The 15524-nt window shown below is 70.4% G+C and carries 14 protein-coding genes; all 14 read right to left on the reverse strand.

The window, feature by feature from the left end:
• Positions 1–46: 46 nt before the first annotated feature.
• The 14 genes from MUN78_RS12230 to MUN78_RS12295 all read right to left on the reverse strand — a co-directional run bounded on the left by MUN78_RS12230 (position 47) and on the right by MUN78_RS12295 (position 15511).
• Complete coding sequence (locus MUN78_RS12230; RefSeq protein ID WP_244726760.1) at positions 47–814, reverse strand: ComF family protein; 768 nt, start codon at positions 812–814, stop codon at positions 47–49.
• A 107-nt stretch (positions 815–921) separates the two neighbouring features.
• Entirely contained in the window at positions 922–1818 is an 897-nt protein-coding gene (locus MUN78_RS12235; RefSeq protein ID WP_244690236.1) for an ABC transporter permease, read from the reverse strand.
• Positions 1815–2615 (reverse strand): ABC transporter ATP-binding protein, encoded by an 801-nt coding sequence (locus tag MUN78_RS12240; protein ID WP_244690238.1) that lies wholly within the window; start codon positions 2613–2615, stop codon positions 1815–1817. The genes MUN78_RS12235 and MUN78_RS12240 overlap by 4 nt, the downstream gene beginning before the upstream one ends.
• A 33-nt stretch (positions 2616–2648) precedes the next feature.
• Positions 2649–3509, reverse strand: a complete 861-nt coding sequence (locus tag MUN78_RS12245; protein ID WP_244726761.1) for an ABC transporter permease — start codon at positions 3507–3509, stop codon at positions 2649–2651.
• A complete protein-coding gene (locus MUN78_RS12250) occupies positions 3506–4798 on the reverse strand; it encodes an ABC transporter substrate-binding protein (protein WP_244726763.1) in 1293 nt (430 codons plus the stop codon). The genes MUN78_RS12245 and MUN78_RS12250 overlap by 4 nt, the downstream gene beginning before the upstream one ends.
• A 3-nt stretch (positions 4799–4801) precedes the next feature.
• Positions 4802–6448 carry an AMP-dependent synthetase/ligase gene (locus tag MUN78_RS12255; RefSeq protein WP_244690244.1) on the reverse strand — a complete coding sequence of 549 codons (1647 nt, stop codon included), beginning with the start codon at positions 6446–6448 and terminating at the stop codon, positions 4802–4804.
• 125 nt (positions 6449–6573) lie between these two features.
• A complete protein-coding gene (locus MUN78_RS12260; RefSeq protein ID WP_244690245.1) occupies positions 6574–7002 on the reverse strand; it encodes an acyl-CoA thioesterase in 429 nt (142 codons plus the stop codon).
• Positions 6999–8174: an acyl-CoA dehydrogenase family protein gene (locus MUN78_RS12265; RefSeq protein WP_244726765.1), complete on the reverse strand. Its 1176-nt coding sequence runs from the start codon at positions 8172–8174 to the stop codon at positions 6999–7001. The genes MUN78_RS12260 and MUN78_RS12265 overlap by 4 nt, the downstream gene beginning before the upstream one ends.
• Positions 8175–8224: 50 nt before the next feature.
• Positions 8225–8668 carry a MaoC/PaaZ C-terminal domain-containing protein gene (locus tag MUN78_RS12270; RefSeq protein WP_244726767.1) on the reverse strand — a complete coding sequence of 148 codons (444 nt, stop codon included), beginning with the start codon at positions 8666–8668 and terminating at the stop codon, positions 8225–8227.
• An 11-nt stretch (positions 8669–8679) separates the two neighbouring features.
• The gene (gene fabG, locus MUN78_RS12275) at positions 8680–9435 is read right to left on the reverse strand and encodes a 3-oxoacyl-ACP reductase FabG (protein ID WP_244726768.1); all 756 of its coding nucleotides are present in this window, start codon (positions 9433–9435) and stop codon (positions 8680–8682) included.
• Positions 9432–10364 (reverse strand): beta-keto acid cleavage family enzyme, encoded by a 933-nt coding sequence (locus MUN78_RS12280; protein WP_244726770.1) that lies wholly within the window; start codon positions 10362–10364, stop codon positions 9432–9434. The genes fabG and MUN78_RS12280 overlap by 4 nt, the downstream gene beginning before the upstream one ends.
• Positions 10365–10389: 25 nt before the next feature.
• Complete coding sequence (locus MUN78_RS12285) at positions 10390–11694, reverse strand: aspartate aminotransferase family protein (RefSeq protein ID WP_244726772.1); 1305 nt, start codon at positions 11692–11694, stop codon at positions 10390–10392.
• Positions 11691–13460, reverse strand: a complete 1770-nt coding sequence (locus MUN78_RS12290) for a hydantoinase B/oxoprolinase family protein (RefSeq protein ID WP_244690257.1) — start codon at positions 13458–13460, stop codon at positions 11691–11693. Before MUN78_RS12290 ends, MUN78_RS12285 begins: the two co-directional genes overlap by 4 nt.
• Complete coding sequence (locus tag MUN78_RS12295; RefSeq protein ID WP_244726774.1) at positions 13457–15511, reverse strand: hydantoinase/oxoprolinase family protein; 2055 nt, start codon at positions 15509–15511, stop codon at positions 13457–13459. Before MUN78_RS12295 ends, MUN78_RS12290 begins: the two co-directional genes overlap by 4 nt.
• Positions 15512–15524 lie beyond the last annotated feature (13 nt).

Consider the following 15524-nt stretch of genomic DNA (forward strand, 5'->3'; position numbering starts at 1 on the left):
CGGGCGGAGCGGATTCCACCTCGCCGCCGGGGCGTTGCCCGAGTTGTCAGGATCGCCGCTCCGAACGGCACAGCGCGACGATCGCAACCACCTGCGCGCCGGCCGATGCGAGCGCGTCGCGGGCCGCCGCCACGGTCGCGCCCGTCGTGATCACGTCGTCCACGAGGATCACCTCGCGTCCGCTGAGGACGCGTCTCGTGTCGCCCCTGACGGCGATCCGGCGGGCGTTCTCGATCCGCTCGGCGGGCCCCAGGCCGACCTGGCCCGCCCGGCCGCGCGTCGTCCGCAGCGCCCGCAGCCGCAGGCACGGCACGCGCTGCCCGCGGAGCGCCCGGCTCACGAGCAGTTCGACGGGCCGGTAGCCGCGCTGCCGCGTCCGGCTCGGCCGCGAGGGCGCGGCGACGATGACGGGCGCGGCGGGGCCCGTGCAGCACGCGAGCGCCGCGGCGAGCGGCGGTCGCAGCTGCCTCCCGAGCTCGCGCGCGAATCCCGTGCGGCCCTCGTGCTTGAAGGCCACGAGCGCCGCACGGAGCGGCCCCGCGTAGGCGGCGCGGACGAAGACGGGCGCCCCGGCGGAGAACGGTGCGGGCATCTCCTGTTCCCGCAGCTCCACCAGGCAGGGCAGGCACACGTCGCGGTCGGCGGCCCCGCAGTGGACGCAGGCGGTCGGCCATAGGAGCGCGGCGAGGTCGAGCCGGAGCTCATCCAGGCGCCGCACCAGCCCGCCGCCGGCGGGGTCGACGCCGATGGGAGCGATGCCGGCGGAATCGGAGGGGGCGGAGGCGATACGGGCGGGTCCGGTGAGCTCGGTCATGCGCCCAGCCTGCGTCGCCCGGCAGCGACGCGGAAGGCCGCAGCAGGCGTCTGTGGACGACACGCCGCATGACCCGGCGGTCCCCGCGGCTGTGGGCGGCGTGCCGCTCAGTCGTTCCAGGCCGTGGCCCGGCCCACCCCCCAGCTCATCGCCCGCATCGTCCCGAGCGCCAGCGCCGAGTACACGATGGCGATGACGACCATCTGGCCGACGAGCGAGAACTTCAGCGTCTCCCCCAGCATCCACCCGAGCCCGGACTGGATCCCGTAGAGCTCCGAGGCGAGCGCGCTCGTCCAGGCGACGAGACCCGCGAACATCAGCGGACCCCGGACTTCGGGGAGCACGGCGGGGAAGATGACGCGCGTGTACATCCTGACGCCCCGTACGCCGAGCGTGCGGGGGTACTCGATGGTCTCGGGAGGGATGTTCCGCACGGCATTCGTCACGGCGACGAAGACGATGAACATGACGCCGAAGATGATGAAGACGATGCTCGCCGCCGTCGTCGCGCCGAACCAGAGCGTGAAGAGCGGCGCCATCGCCAGTGTCGGCAGCATGCGCATCAGCTCCGCGACGCCCGTGACCCCGTAGCGCAGCGGTCGCAGGCCCGCGACCAGGAATCCGAGGAGCGCGCCGAGCGCGGATCCGGCGACGAGGCCCACGACGACGCGGAGTACGGTGATAGCCCCGTTGGTCACCAGGCTGAGCACGGCTCCCAGGGCCGAGGTCTCCGCGCCGTTCGCGGTGGCCTCGATACCGAAACCGCCTTTGAAGAAATTGCTCAGGCCGACGAAGCCGTCGGTGGCGACGGTGAGGAGGGACGGCATCACCTGGGCCGCCTGCGGGCCGTTGCGTCCGATGACCTGGGCCGCCGTCTCCCACGCCGCGAGCCCGACGAGGGCGCCCGCGAGCAGTGCCCACCCTTTCGGGGTCGTCCGCAGCCGATCATCGAAGGAGGACCGGCGTCGGCGCCCCGATGCTCGACTCGACGCCTGCGCGGTCATTGCGGCATCGCCTTCGCCTCGAGCTCTTCGAGCAGGTAGCGCCGCATCGCGTCGGCCTCGGGATCCGTGCGCAGTCCGTCGGTGCGGGGGCGCTCGAACGCGACCGGCAGATCGGCGCCGACGACCCCGTTGCTCACGACCACGATCCGATCCGCGAGTTTGAGCGCCTCGTCGACGTCGTGGGTGACGAACACGATCGTCTTCCCCGTCTCCTCCCACAGCGCCAGCAGGGTGTTGTGCAGCGTCGCCCGGGTGAAGTAGTCGAGCGATCCGAAGGGTTCGTCCATCAGCAGGACATCCGGATCATTCGCGAACACGGCGGCGATCGCGGCGCGCTTGCGCATGCCTCCCGACAGCTGTCTCGGCCACGCGCGCTCCCGCCCGCGCAGCCCGACCGCATCGATGAAGTGCTCGACGCGCGGAGCCCACTCCTGCTGGGGCACCCCGCGCATGCGCGGACCGAAGGACACATTGTCCTTGACGCGCAGCCACATCGGGATCGCGTCCTGCTGGAAGACCATCCCGAGCGACGCGTTCGGGCCCTCCACCTCGGCGCCGAGCGCCTCCACCGTGCCGGAGGTCGGCGCCTGCAGTCCGGTCATGCAGCGCAAGAGCGTGCTCTTGCCCTGTCCGGATGGGCCGAGGATGCACAGGAACTGGCCCCTCGGGACTTCGAGGTCGAGGCCCTGCAGCGGGGTGACGACGCCGTCTCCCGTGCCGAAGGAGACGACCAGATCCCGGATGCGGAACGCGAGCCCCTCGGGAGCGCGCCGCACGGCGGCAGCGGTGTCAGTCATGATTGGAACCTTCCTTCGAAGTTCGAGCGGTGGTCATTGCCACCTGAGCAGGCTGCGGATGACCGCTCGGAGGATCAGATCGAGCAGGATCGCCACGAGACCGACGGCGATCGCGAGCGCGAGGACTGCGGCCACGTTCGCCTGCGTCGCACGCAGCGCGATGAGCCGGCCCGCCCCGCTCTCGGATCCCAGCAGCTCCACGGTCGCCGTGACCGCGATGGCCGTCGAGAGCGCGAGGCGCAGCCCGGAGAGGACCGCCGGAAGCGTGCCGGGGAGGACGACCGCCCAGAATCGGCCGAAGCGACCGATCCCGAGACCCGCCGCGTACTCCTCGGTGGCCTTCGGCAGCGCGAGCGCGGCGGACTGGGCGACCATCGCGACGGTGATGAACGCGTAGAAGGTGACGAGCACGAACTTGTTGCCGACGCCGTTCCCGAACCACACGAGGAAGAACGGGGCGAGCACGAGGACAGGAACGGCGCCGAACACGAAGAGCAGCGGCTCCGAGAGGTTCCGCACTAGCTGCAGGCGCGCCCCCAGCAGGCCGACGAGCACGCCGAGGAGACTCCCCAGCGCCCAGGCGCCGACGGCGACGCCCACCGTGTACCCGATGTTGAGGAGATACCCCGGCTGCTTCACGCCGAGGTACTTCAGCCCGGGGTCGTCGAACATGCTCGCGTGGAAGTTCGCGACGACTGCGGACGGCGAGGGAAGTATCGCGACGTAGTCGATCTGCCGTGCGATGAGCTCCCACGCGCCGAGGAACACGGCGACGCCGACGACCTGCCACGCGATCGCCGACCAGGCCGCGCGGCGCGCCGCCCGGCGGCGGGAGGTCTCGGCTCCGCCGCTTGCCGCCGCGAGGCGGATACTGCGAGTGAGCGTCGCGGTCATGACGCCGCCGCTGCCGCCAGTCGGTACGCATCGAGGTAGTTGCGGTGATCGTACTGCTCCTGCGCGCGGGATTTCAGGTCGCCGTCCGGCGCATCGACCAGTGCCTCGTCGGCGGCTTCGCGATACTGCACCAGATCGCGGTACACCTGCCCGGCGATGCTCAGCGAATCGGGGGTGTGCCCCGTTCCGATGACGCCGGTCTCTGCGAGATCATCGATCTGCGCGCCCATGACCTCGTCGAAGTAGAACGGCTCGCCCTCGTCGAGGTACAGCTCGGAGGCGTCCTCGAAGTTGCGCATCGAGTACAGACCGTCGAACATGCTCGCCAGCTCCTCGGTCGACACCTCCGAGCCCGTGTAGCTGTTGAGATAATCGCGGAACCGCTCGACGGTTCCCTCGGGATCGGCCTCGAGATCGTCGATGAGGCGGTAGACGACCGAGGTGAACCGCAGCAGCGTCTCGTAGTTGTCCGCAGCGTACTCGGTCGTCGTCAGGTATCCCGAGAACGTTGAGCGCAGGCTGACCGTCGCCTCGGAGGGCTCGTTGTCGATGACGTCACGGAGCTCGATGATCGGCTCCCAGCCGTCGAGCTCCATGCTCGTGATCTGCGCCGCACCCGTGGGCGAGGTGAAATCGGCCTGCCCGGAGAATCCGGCGCGGACGATGTCGGGATTCGCGAGGTAGGTCACCTCGAGATCGTCGAGCGTCATGCCCGCCTTCTCGAGGATGAGCTCGTAGAAGGTCGGCACCACGCCCTCGCGCAGAATGACCGGCTGGCCTCGAAGCTGCTCGACGACCGTCGCCACGGCCTCGCCGTAGCTCTCTCCGCCCTCCATCGCCTCCGCGAGCGTCGTGTACTCGCCTGCGGGAGCGAGGATCCGGTAGCCGTAGAAGACGTCGCTGATCGCGAAGGTGACGACGTTGTCGACGCTGTCGAGCTGCGAGACGATCGCCGGCGGGTAGCCCGATCCGACCTCGATCTGCTTGTTCAGCAGCGGCGTGAGGGCCGCGATGAGATCGACCTGCTCACCGTTGGGTTCGGGCGAGATCGTGATGCCGACCTCGTCGAAATACCCGTTCTCGATCCCGGCGACGGCGAGCAGTTCGTCCGCATAGGGGGAGAATCCTGCGTGGAGGTCGACCTCGGGGATCGAGTCGCCCGGCTCCGCCATCTCAGCGGGGGCCGCCGCCGCGGTCTCCGCCTCGCTCTGCGGCGCGCACGCCGACAGCAGCAGCGCGAAGCCGGCGATCCCTGCCGTCAGCAGCAGGCGCTTCGAGTGTCTGGTCATGGTTCATACTCCTTCAGTTGCCGGTCCGGTTATGGGACGCCCGGCGGCGACGATGCCGCCGGGCTGGTCTTCGACGTGCAGCACCGGTGTCGCCGCATCGCCCGCGTAGATCCGGTCGAGGCGATCCCGATGACGGCGTTCCACCGCCGTCCTCACGACCTTGCCGCTCGCGGTGGACTCGCCCAGCTCCTGTCGGAACGGCTCGTCGAGCACGAGGATCTTCTGCACGCGCTCCTGCGGGGCGCGCTCGCCGTTGAGACGGAGCGCCGCGGATCGCAGCACCTCGGTCTCGAGCGCGCGGCCCCTGCCCGCCGCCGCGATCCCGATCACGTAGGGCCGTCGGTCGCCCACGAGGACGAAGTCCTCGACGCCGGTTTCTGCCCGGAACGCATTCTCGTAGTCCTCGGGCGAGATATTCTTTCCGGTCGAGGTGACGATGACGTTCTTCGCGCGACCGGTGATCGTGAGGAATCCCGCCTCGTCCACCCGGCCGAGGTCCCCGGTGCGCAACCAGCCGTCCGTGATCGCCCGGGCCGTCGCCTCGGGGTCGCCGAGGTATCCGGCGAAGACATTGGGGCCGCGGACGAGGACCTCCCCGTCCGCGGCGATGCGGACCTCGAGTCCGGGAAGCGGACGCCCGACCGTCCCGCGACGGAAGTCGTGCGGCGTTCCGATCGCGACGGCGGTGGACGACTCGGTGAGCCCGTAGCCGTCGACGATCGCGACCCCGGCCCCGGCGTAGACGTCGAGCACGTCGTGCGCGAGCGGCGCGCCACCGCTCAGGGCGTAGACGAGGCGTTCTCCGAATGCGGCGCGCAGGCCGCCGGGATCCTCGGCGTGCCTCGCCGCGGCCTGTTCGAAGAGCCGCGGCACCCCCGCGACGTAGCTCGGAGCGCTCTCCGCGATCTGTTCGAGGATGCCTGCGGTGCCCCGGGACCCGTCGCCGTAGACGATCTCGCCGCCGAGACACAGGCTCGTCAGCTGCTGCAGCCTGGCGGAGGCGTGGGCGAGCGGGAGGTAGATGAAGGCGGACGCGCGATGGGCGTGAGCGTGCACCGGGTGGCGTTCGGCCTCCAGAACCATCCGGAGGACGGCAGCGTAGTTGCGCTGCAGGATCACGCACCCCTTCGGCCGCCCCGTCGATCCCGAGGAGAACGCGATCGTGAAGACGTCGTCCGGCAGGCCGGCCGCCCACTTGTCCGTTCCGCGGAGCCCGCCCGAGCTCCGGAGCAGGCTCCCCAGTTCGCCCTCCGCGCGGCCGATCTCGACCACGCCGGCGGGAAGCCCGCGGGCGGCGGGCGGGAGCGGCGTCCCCGCTTCGACGATGAGCATCCGAGGTTCCGCGCTGGCGAGAAGCCACTCGAGTTGCTCGGGAGTCGCCGTGGGATAGACGGGCACGAGCACGGCCCCGAGGACCGCGGCGGCGAGCTCGATCACGGTCCAGTCCGGGCGCGTGCGCACCATGAGTCCGATACGATCTCCTCGGCCGATTCCGGCATCCGCAAGTCCCTCCGCCACTCCCGCCACGAGCGCGTGCAGTTCGCCGTAGTCGCGCGCATGCCACTCGCCGTCCCGGAGGAAGCGCTGGGCCGGCGCCGACGGATGCGCGTGCAGCATCGGCCGGAGGAGCGCGGCAACCGTCTGAGGCATGTGCGATTTTTCCATTCTACGAAAAACTAATTTGCTCTAAAGAAAAACTAACCACTGCGGGGACGAGAATCAAGACCCGAGCCGGAGCTGAAACACGAACTTCACGTGCGCGAATCCCTCGTGTCTCATGCGGTGGTCTCCGCGACCGGCCCATCGACGAGGAGCTCGCGCGCCCGGTCGGCGAAGGCCTCGGGCAGCGGTGAGGCGCGACGCCGCCGGAGATCGAAGCGCACCGTCACCGCTTCGACGATCGCCGCCGGCTCCTCATCCCCGAGCGTCGTCAGCCGCTGGAGATAGTCGATCGAGCTCCGCCCGACCCGTTGCACGTCGCAGTCCACGGTGAACAACGCCCCGAGCGAGACCTCGCGCAGATACGTGATGCGCTGGGAGACGTCGGCCCAGCCGAACCCCTCCCCCGGCTTTCCGCCGATCTCCGCGAGGAAATGCTGGGCGGCGTCGTCGAAGGCGCCGACGTAGTGCCGGGTGTTGAGGTGCCCGTTCGCATCGCACAGCCACGGGTGCGCGATGCCGTGGAAGCTCACGATCGGCGTCATACGAACGCCCCCGTCCCCGTCGCGGCCCGCGTCGCGACCAGCCCGGAGATCTCGTCGGTCCCCTCGTAGGTGTAGACGGCCTCGGCGTCGCAGAAGTGCCGCATGACGCCCGTGCCGAGGACGATGCCGTTGCCTCCGCAGAGCTCGCGGGCGATGGCCACGGTCTCGCGCATCATGCGCGAGACGGCGTACTTGGCCAGCGCCGAATGCTCGTCCGCGTACTTGCCCTCCTCGTGCATCCGGGCGACGCGGGAAGCGTATCCGAGACCCGCCGTGACGTTGTCCAACATGCGCGCGACCTTGCCCTGCACGAGTTGGAACCGGGCCAGCGGGCGACCGAACTGCTCGCGTGTGGCGATGTAGCGCAGGGCGGCCTCGTAGGCCCCGGCCTGCAGGCCGGCCGCGAGCCACACGACGCTCGCCCGCATGTGCCGGAGCATCCTGGCGACGTCCGCGAACGTGTCGACCCCGTGCAGGCGCAGCGAATCGGGGACCCGTACGTCGCGCATGACGATGTCGGCGTTGTTCACGATCCTGAGCGAGGCCTTCTGCGGAATCCTCGAGATCTCAAAGCCCGCCGAGTCCCGGGGGACGAGGAACGCGCGCATCGCGCCGCTCGATTCCTCCTTCGCCACCACGCACACGTGAGTCGCATATGCGGCGCTCCCGATCCAGCGCTTCGCCCCGTTCAGCACCCACTCGTCGCCATCGCGGACTGCCGTCGATTCGAGTCCGCGGGCGACATCGCTGCCGTGCTCCGGCTCAGTGATCGCGAAGACCCCGCGGAGCCGGTACTCGACCACCTGCCGCATGAGTCCCGCCCGCTGCTCGTCCGAGGCGCCGTGGAGGATCGCACTCGTGATCATCGTCGCCTGACCGCTGAAGTACGTCGCCATCGACGCGTCGACCCGCGCGATCTCGAAGAGCCTGAAGCCCTCGAACAGCGGCCGCACGGCCTCCCCGGCGCGTCGCAGTTCCTCGGGGTCGAGGAGCCGCAGCCCGGCGATGCGCTCGATGAGGTGCTCGGGGAACAGTCCCCGCTCCCAATGGTCGTCCACGATCGGCGCGACCTCAGCATCCAGGAAGGCCCGCAATCGCAGGATCGCGGAGCGTTCCGCCGGGGTGAGCTCGGAGGCGTAGTCGTACACGTCGCACTGGGGGTACAGGCCCATCGGGGTGCTCCTTCTGAGGTGTTGTCGGGGTCGTGGGGAGGGAATGCGCGTCAGCGCGCGTACTGGACGATCGTCCTCGCGACGACGCAGGGATGATCGGCGGCGCAGTCGCGGATCTCGAGATCGGCGTGGAGACGGATTCCGCGGCGCGGGGCCTCCAGTTCCTTCGCACGGACGATGACGCCGCGGATCTCGAGTACGGCGCCGACGCGGACCGGGGCGATGAAGCGCACCCGGTCGAGGCCGTAGTTGAGGCCCTCAGCCGCATCCGCGACCCGGAGCGTGCGCGTCCAGTATCCGCCGAGCAGCGACAGCAGCAGGTACCCGTGCACGATGGTGCCGCCGAACGGCCCCGTGACCGCCCGCGCCGGATCCACATGGATCCATTGCGCATCCCCCGAGATCGCCGCGAAGCGGTCGACGTCCTCTTGTACCACGGCGAAGGGCTCCGATGGTTCGAGCGCCGCCCCGGTCATCTCGAGCAGCTCGGCCATCGTCCGACGCATCACAGCGACAGCCCGCCGTCAACATACAGGACCTGCCCGGTGATGAACGCCGCGTCGTCCCCCGCGAGGAAGGCGACGGCGGCGGCGACATCCTCGGGCGTCCCCACGCGGCGCAGGGGCGTGATCTCCGCCGTCTGCGCGCGGTACGCCTCGGGATCCGCGCCGAGGCGTACCGCGGTGGCGTCCGTCATCGCCGTGCTGATGTAGCCCGGGCCGATCGTGTTCGCCGTGATGCCGAACGGCCCGAGTTCGATCGCGAGGGTGCGGGTGAAGCCCTCGAGCCCGGCCTTCGCCGCCGAATAGTTCGCCTGGCCCCGATTCCCGCCGGCGGCGATGCTCGACAGATTGACGATGCGACCCGATCGCTGCGCGACCATGTGCTGCTGCACCGCGCGGCTCAGCAGGAACGCACCGCGGAGGTGCACCGCGATGACGGCGTCCCAGTCCTCGTCGGTCATCCGGAACAGGAGGTTGTCCCGCGTGATCCCCGCGTTGTTCACGAGGACGTCGACGGTGCCGAAAGCGGCGACGACGTCCTCGACGGTGTCGGAGACCGAACGAGCGTCCGTCACGTCGGCCGAGAATCCCGCAGCTCCCTCGATCTGCGCCGCCGCCGCAGCAGCGCGATCCGGGTCGATGTCCACGACCGCGACGCGCGCGCCGAGGGCGGAGAGCCGCCTGGCGGTCGCCTGCCCGATGCCTCCCGCCCCTCCGGAGACCACGGCCACGCGCCCGTCGAGCGCGCCGGGTGTCACGACGCGCTCCACCACGGACCCAGCCCGGCGCGCACCTCGTCGGGGGTCTGCAGCGCGCGGCCCTGCAGGGTGACGAGACGGGCGGCGACCTCGACCAGGTCGGCGTTCTGCCCGGCCTGCTCGGCGCGCGTCATCCGCAGACTGTCCTCGAGTCCGACGCGCACGTCGAGCCCCATCCCCGCGGCGAGCGAGGCGTGGCGGAACTGCATGGGGTACCCCGTCGCCGCGACCCCGACGACGCCGAGGTCGTCGCCGAGCACGCGCCTCGCCGTCGCGTGCAGGTGGAAGAGATCCTCCAGGTCGTTCCCCGCACCGCCGAGCACGCCGAGGACGAACTGCACGCGCACCGGCGCCTCGAGCACTCCGGCATCGATGAGGTAGCGCGCCATGCCGATGTGGCTGAGATCGTAGATCTCGAGTTCGGGGGTGATGCGCTGCTCCTTGAACCTGGCGGCGAAGTCGCGCAGCATGGCGAGAGTGTTCGTGAACACGACCGTCCCGCTGCGCTCGAGCACCTCCCGCTCCCAGGCGTGCTGCACGCTCGGCCATCTGGCCGGGTCGGGGTACCCCTCGTAGTTCATCGTCCCGAGATTGAAGGTCGCGAGCTCGGGCCGGGTCACCAGAGCGCCGGCGAGGCGCTCCTCGGCCGTCATGTGCGGTGACCCGCCGGTCGAGATGCTGATGACGGCGTCCACGCGCTCGCGGATCCCCTCGACGATCTCGATGAAGCGCCGCTGGTCGGCGCTCGGCCGACCGTCATCGTCCCGCGCGTGCAGGTGGATCACCGATGCCCCCGCCTCGACGGCCGCGACGGACTGCGTCACGACGTCTTCCACTCGGCACGGAATCGCCGAGCTCTGGCTCGGCAGGACGTCTCCGCCGGTGACTGCCGCGGTGATCGCGACCGGATCGTACTTGCCCCTGGTCATGCTTGACTCCCGTTCGTTCGTTCGTTCACTGGGCGACGTCGTGCACGGAGGCGACGACATCGAGGGCGGCATCGGCCGCCGCGAGGAAGCGCTCGGCGTCCGCCGAGGTGTGCGCCGAGGAGACGTAGAACTTCGCCCCCGGCACGACGTAGATACCGCGATGCAGCATCTCGGCACCGAACCTCGTCGATGCGGCCCGGTCGCTCGAGAGGTAGCTCGCGAGATCGACAACCGGCTCCCGCGGTGCGAATACGACGTCGAAGAAGACGTCCGGTCCGACGAGGTCGAGGGCGATCGACTTGCTCTGCGCGAGGTCCCGCAGCCCCGCGGACACCTCGGCGACGTGGGCGGCGATCGCCTCGCGTCCGCGCGCCTCGTCGAGCTCCCGCAGCAGCGCGAGCCCGGCCGCGGCTCCGAGCGGATTGCCGTTGAGCGTGCCGCTCATGAACGAACGCTGGCTCGCCCCGGGCGAGCCGGGGACCAGGTACTCGATGAGCTCGCGACTCGCCGCCACGGCGCCGACCGCCGTGCCCCCGCCGACCGCTTTGCCGAGGGCGACGAGATCGGCGTGGACGCCGTATCGCTCCTGGGCGCCGCCCCGGCTCAGACGGAACCCCGTCACGACCTCGTCGAAGATGAGCAGCGCCCCGGTTTCGTCCGCGAGCTCCCGCAGCCCTTGCAGGAACCCTGGGGCGGGCGGCAGCGAACGCTGCACCGGCTCGACGATGATCGCCGCGAGATCGCCCCGGTGCGCGCGCGCCATGTCCTGCGCACTGACGAGGTCGTTGAACCCCGCGACCACGATCTTCTCGGTGGCCCCAGCCGGGATCCCGAGCGAGTCGGCGCCGACCGCGCCGCGATCCTCTGGGACGCCGGGGAAGCTCGGCAGCGCGTAGTCGTGGTGGCCGTGGTAGGCGCCGGCGAACTTCATCACCGTCTCGCGACCCGTCGCCGCGCGGGCCAGCCGCATCGCGAAGAACGTCGCCTGCGACCCGTCGGCGCAGAACTTGACCGCCTCGACTCGCGGCACCGACTCCACGATGAGCTCCGCGAGCGAGATCGCCGGCTCGTTCATCGCGTAGAAGTGCGTGCCCTTCGCGGCCTGCTCCGCGATCGCCCGTGTCACCCGCGGATGCGCGTGCCCGACGAGCAGTGGACCGGAGCCGAGCGTGTAGTCGACGAGCTCCGTCTCCGCGGTCGTGAAGATCCGCGAGCCCCGGCCATGACTCGCGACGAACGCGTCCTCGTCGGGGATCCGCGTGTACCCGAAGCAGGCGCCCGGGATGACCCGATCCGCGCGGTCGACCGGTGAAGCGTCCGCGCCGTTCATCGTTCCGCTCCCGTCGCGATCAGGTACCGGCCCTCGACCCGGCTCTCGTCCTCCACCACGTCGACGCCGTAGCTCGCGCGTGCCCGCTCGGGCGAGAGGTAGCCGTCGTCGAGATCGGCCTGCACCTCGGCCGGGGGGCGCAGCGACGGGTCTCCGTACCCTCCGGCACCGGCGCAGGTGAGCCGCAGCACGGCACCGGCCGGCACTCCGGAGCGCACCGTCTTCCCGCCGAGACGCTCCTCGGTGCCGTCCGGCAGGGTGAGCACGAAGGACGCCGTCTCCCCCTGGTGCCCTCCGGCGAGGCCGTAGGGATGACTGCGGTCCCGATCCGCGACGATCGTGACCGTCGACTCCTCGGTGAACTCGACGATCCGCGTGATTCCGTTCCCGCCCCGATAGCGCCCCGCACCCCCGCCGTCCTGACGGATCTCATAGCCGATCACACGGATCGGATGATTGCCCTCGAGCACTTCGACCGGGGTGTTTCCGGTATTCCCGATGCTCGTCCGGCGCGCGTGCGATCCGTCGACGCCGATGTTCGCACCTTGCCCGGCACCGTGCACCTCGTACATGATGCTGTCGTCCACCACGCCGTCGCGCCCGATGATGAGGACGGTCGAGCTGCCGGTGCCGGCCGCGCATACGCGTCCGGGCACCGCCTGCGACAGGGCTCCGAGCACGACGTCGGCGATCCGGGCGGAGGTCTCGTGGTTGCCCGCGACCACCGGTGCCGGTGCGTGGGGGTTGATCACGGTGCCCTCGGGCGTGACGATGGTGACCGGCCGGTATGAGCCGGAGTTCGACGAGGTGTGGGGCTCCGCGACGGCCTTGAGCGCGAAGTACGTCGCGGAGAGCGTCACCGCCAGCGGGCTGTTGATTCCGCCTCTCGCCTGCGGAGAGGTCCCGGTGAAGTCGACCTCGACCTCGTCGCCGTCGATCGTGAGCGCGACGCGGATCTCGACCGGCTCATCGCTGAACCCGTCGCCGTCCACGGTGTCGGCGAACTCGTAGCGCCCGTCCGGCATCTCGCGGAAGGCCGTCCTGGCCCGCCGTTCGCTCACGTCCAGGACCTCGCGCATGGCCTGCTCCACGACCTCCGTCCCGTAGCGCTCGCAGTAGTCGAGCAGGCGCCGCTCGGCGGCCAGGCAGCCGGCGTACTGGGAACGCATGTCCCCCAGGCGCTCCGCCGAGTTGCGCACGTTCAGGGAGATGATCGAGACGATCTCCTCGTTGAGCTCCCCGCGGCGGTAGAGCTTCACCGGGGGCATGCGGAGCCCTTCCCCGTAGAGATCCGTCGCCCGCAGATTGTAGCTGCCCGGAGTCGGACCTCCGATGTCCACGTAGTGGCCGCGGACCGCCGCGAAGGCGATGAGCCTGTCCTCGGAGAAGATCGGCTTCGCCATGATGAAGTCCGGCATGTGGTTGTTGCCCTGGTACGGGTCGTTCTGCAGGAGCACATCGCCCGGCTCGAGGGTCTCCGCAGGGATCCTCGCGAGCAGGCCGCGCATCGACGTCGGCATGCTCGCGAGATGGATGGGGATGTCCCCGACCCCTTGGGCGACGATGTCCCCGTGCGCGTCGAGCAACCCGCAGGACAGATCGCCCGCCTCGCGCCAGAGGTTCGAGTAGGCCGTGCGCAGCACGACGGACTTCATCTCGGCGACCGCGGTGCGCAGGCCGGAGTCCATGACGGAGAGGGTGATCGGGTCGAGCCCGGTGCCGGGAAGCGGCCCGGATCCGATCTCGGCGAGTGGGGCGATGGTCATCGGTGTCCTCCCAGGGTGAGCAAGAGATTGCCGTAGCCGTCGACCCGCGTCAGCGATCCGCCGGGCACGACGAAGGTGGTGTCGTTCGATTCGATCACGGCGGCACCCTCGATCCGCTGCCCCGGGAGCAGCAGCTCCCGGCGGAAGAGCGGCACGTCGAGGATCTGCGTGGGCGACACGACGAGCGATCTGGACCCGTGCGATCGCGGCGCCTCGGTCGATGGCGGCGCCGGCCGGAGATCCGTGCGGGTGATCGAGCCGGCGCCGCCGACCCGCGCCGTCGTGATGTCGATGGGCTCGCCGTCGACCCGGAAGCCGTTGACGCGCTCGTGCATGGCGTGGAACCTCTCGACCGTCCGGGCGATCCACCCCGCGTCGAAGCCCTCGTCGACCTCGACGGTGATGGCGGTGTTCTGGCCCACGTAGCTCAGGTCGAGCGCGAGTTGCACCGTCTGCCGCTCGGACGGGATACCGTCGTCGGCGAGTTCCTCGACGGCTCGGCGCCTGAGCCCGCTCAGGGTCGCGGCCAGCGCGGGGATGGCCCGTCCGTCGAGCCGCATCTGGAAACTCGCCGCGTGGTTGTGGAGCACGTCCGAGACGACGAGCCCCACCGCCGAGAGGCATCCGGCGACGGGCGGGACGATCACGGTCGGGATGGACATCTCCAGCGCGATGTCCGCGGCGTGCATGGGGCCCGCACCGCCGAAGGCGTTGAGCGCGAAGTCCCGCGGGTCGTGCCCGCGGCCGACCGAGATCGCGCGCACCGCTCCCGCCATCGCGGCATTGCTGATCCGCCGGATGCCCAGAGCGGTCTCGATCGGGTCGAGTCCGAGCTTCGCTCCGAGCCTGGCGCACGCGTCCTCGGCGAGCCCGCGATCGACGACGACGTCGTCGCCGAGCTCGGCACCATCGGCGAGGATCCCGAGGACCGCGTTCGCGTCGGTGACCGTGGGCTCGGTGCCTCCGCGGCCGTAGCAGACGGGGCCGGGGACGGCTCCGGCGCTCCGCGGGCCGACGAGGAACTGCCCGCCGCTGTCGACGTAGGCGATGCTGCCGCCCCCGGTACCGATCGTCTCGATATCGACGGTGGGCACCCGCACGGGCATCTCCATCACCTCGCGTGCGGTGGTGAGCGGTATTCTGCCGTCCGCGAGCAGGGCGACGTCGAAGCTCGTGCCGCCCATGTCGACCGTGATCGTGTTCGCGATCCCCGTCTGCCGGGAGATCCAGCGCCCGGCCACGACGCCGCCGCTCGGCCCGGACAGCAGGAGGTTCACGGGGTGCTCTGCGGCGCGCTGCGGCGTCGTCACGCCGCCGTTGGACTGCATGATCCAGGTCTGCAATCCCTCCCGCCACGCCTGCACCTGGTCGGTGAGGTGGGCGAGGTAGGGCGCGCAGACGGGGGCCAGGTAGGCGTTCAGAGCCGTCGTGGAGGTCCGCTCGTACTCGCGCGTCTGGGGCAGGATCTCGCTCGAAAGCGAGACGCTGATCTCCGGCGCCTCCTCTCGGATCAACTCGGCGGCACGGCGCTCGTGGTCGGCGTTGAGATAGGAGTAGAGGAAGCTGACCGCGACGCTCGAGATGCCCCGCGAGGACATCGAACGCGCGGCTTCGCGCACCCCTTCCTCATCGAGTTCCGTCACGACGGAACCGTCGCGATCGATGCGCTCAGCGACCTCGAAGCGGTCCTTGCGGGCCACGAGAGGCGCGGGCCCGGGCGACAGCAGATCGTAGAGCGCCTCGGAGGAGCGCGTCAGCCGTGCGATCTCGAGGACATCGCGGAACCCCCGGGTGGCGAGGATCGCCGTGCGCGGCCCGTTGCGTTCGAGGGAGACGTTCGTGCCGATCGTCGTCCCGTGCACGAGGTCCCTGAGGTCCGACAGGGACGCGTCATCCGCATGGGCGACCACTCGGCTCGCGGCGGCCACGACCGCGCCGGCCGGGTCGTCCTTCCGGGAGGAGACCTTGGCGCTGCTGATCAGTCCGGTCTCCTCGTCCCAGAACACGGCGTCCGTGAAGGTGCCTCCCGCGTCCACACCGATTCGCTTCATGCGTTCCTCTCCT

This window comes from Leucobacter allii, assembly GCF_022919155.1.
Classification (GTDB): Bacteria; Actinomycetota; Actinomycetes; order Actinomycetales; family Microbacteriaceae; genus Leucobacter; species Leucobacter allii.

What these genes read in the sequence shown, in the direction of transcription:
- MUN78_RS12250 (WP_244726763.1), bottom strand. Translation starts at nt 4,798, where the DNA reads ATGACCAGACACTCGAAGCGCCTGCTGCTGACGGCAGGGATCGCCGGC.
- MUN78_RS12290 (WP_244690257.1), bottom strand. Translation starts at nt 13,460, where the DNA reads ATGACCATCGCCCCACTCGCCGAGATCGGATCCGGGCCGCTTCCCGGC.
- MUN78_RS12255 (WP_244690244.1), bottom strand. Translation starts at nt 6,448, where the DNA reads ATGCCTCAGACGGTTGCCGCGCTCCTCCGGCCGATGCTGCACGCGCAT.
- MUN78_RS12295 (WP_244726774.1), bottom strand. Translation starts at nt 15,511, where the DNA reads ATGAAGCGAATCGGTGTGGACGCGGGAGGCACCTTCACGGACGCCGTG.
- MUN78_RS12285 (WP_244726772.1), bottom strand. Translation starts at nt 11,694, where the DNA reads ATGAACGGCGCGGACGCTTCACCGGTCGACCGCGCGGATCGGGTCATC.
- MUN78_RS12245 (WP_244726761.1), bottom strand. Translation starts at nt 3,509, where the DNA reads ATGACCGCGACGCTCACTCGCAGTATCCGCCTCGCGGCGGCAAGCGGC.
- MUN78_RS12270 (WP_244726767.1), bottom strand. Translation starts at nt 8,668, where the DNA reads ATGGCCGAGCTGCTCGAGATGACCGGGGCGGCGCTCGAACCATCGGAG.
- MUN78_RS12260 (WP_244690245.1), bottom strand. Translation starts at nt 7,002, where the DNA reads ATGACGCCGATCGTGAGCTTCCACGGCATCGCGCACCCGTGGCTGTGC.
- MUN78_RS12230 (WP_244726760.1), bottom strand. Translation starts at nt 814, where the DNA reads ATGACCGAGCTCACCGGACCCGCCCGTATCGCCTCCGCCCCCTCCGAT.
- MUN78_RS12265 (WP_244726765.1), bottom strand. Translation starts at nt 8,174, where the DNA reads ATGGGCCTGTACCCCCAGTGCGACGTGTACGACTACGCCTCCGAGCTC.
- MUN78_RS12240 (WP_244690238.1), bottom strand. Translation starts at nt 2,615, where the DNA reads ATGACTGACACCGCTGCCGCCGTGCGGCGCGCTCCCGAGGGGCTCGCG.
- MUN78_RS12280 (WP_244726770.1), bottom strand. Translation starts at nt 10,364, where the DNA reads ATGACCAGGGGCAAGTACGATCCGGTCGCGATCACCGCGGCAGTCACC.
- MUN78_RS12235 (WP_244690236.1), bottom strand. Translation starts at nt 1,818, where the DNA reads ATGACCGCGCAGGCGTCGAGTCGAGCATCGGGGCGCCGACGCCGGTCC.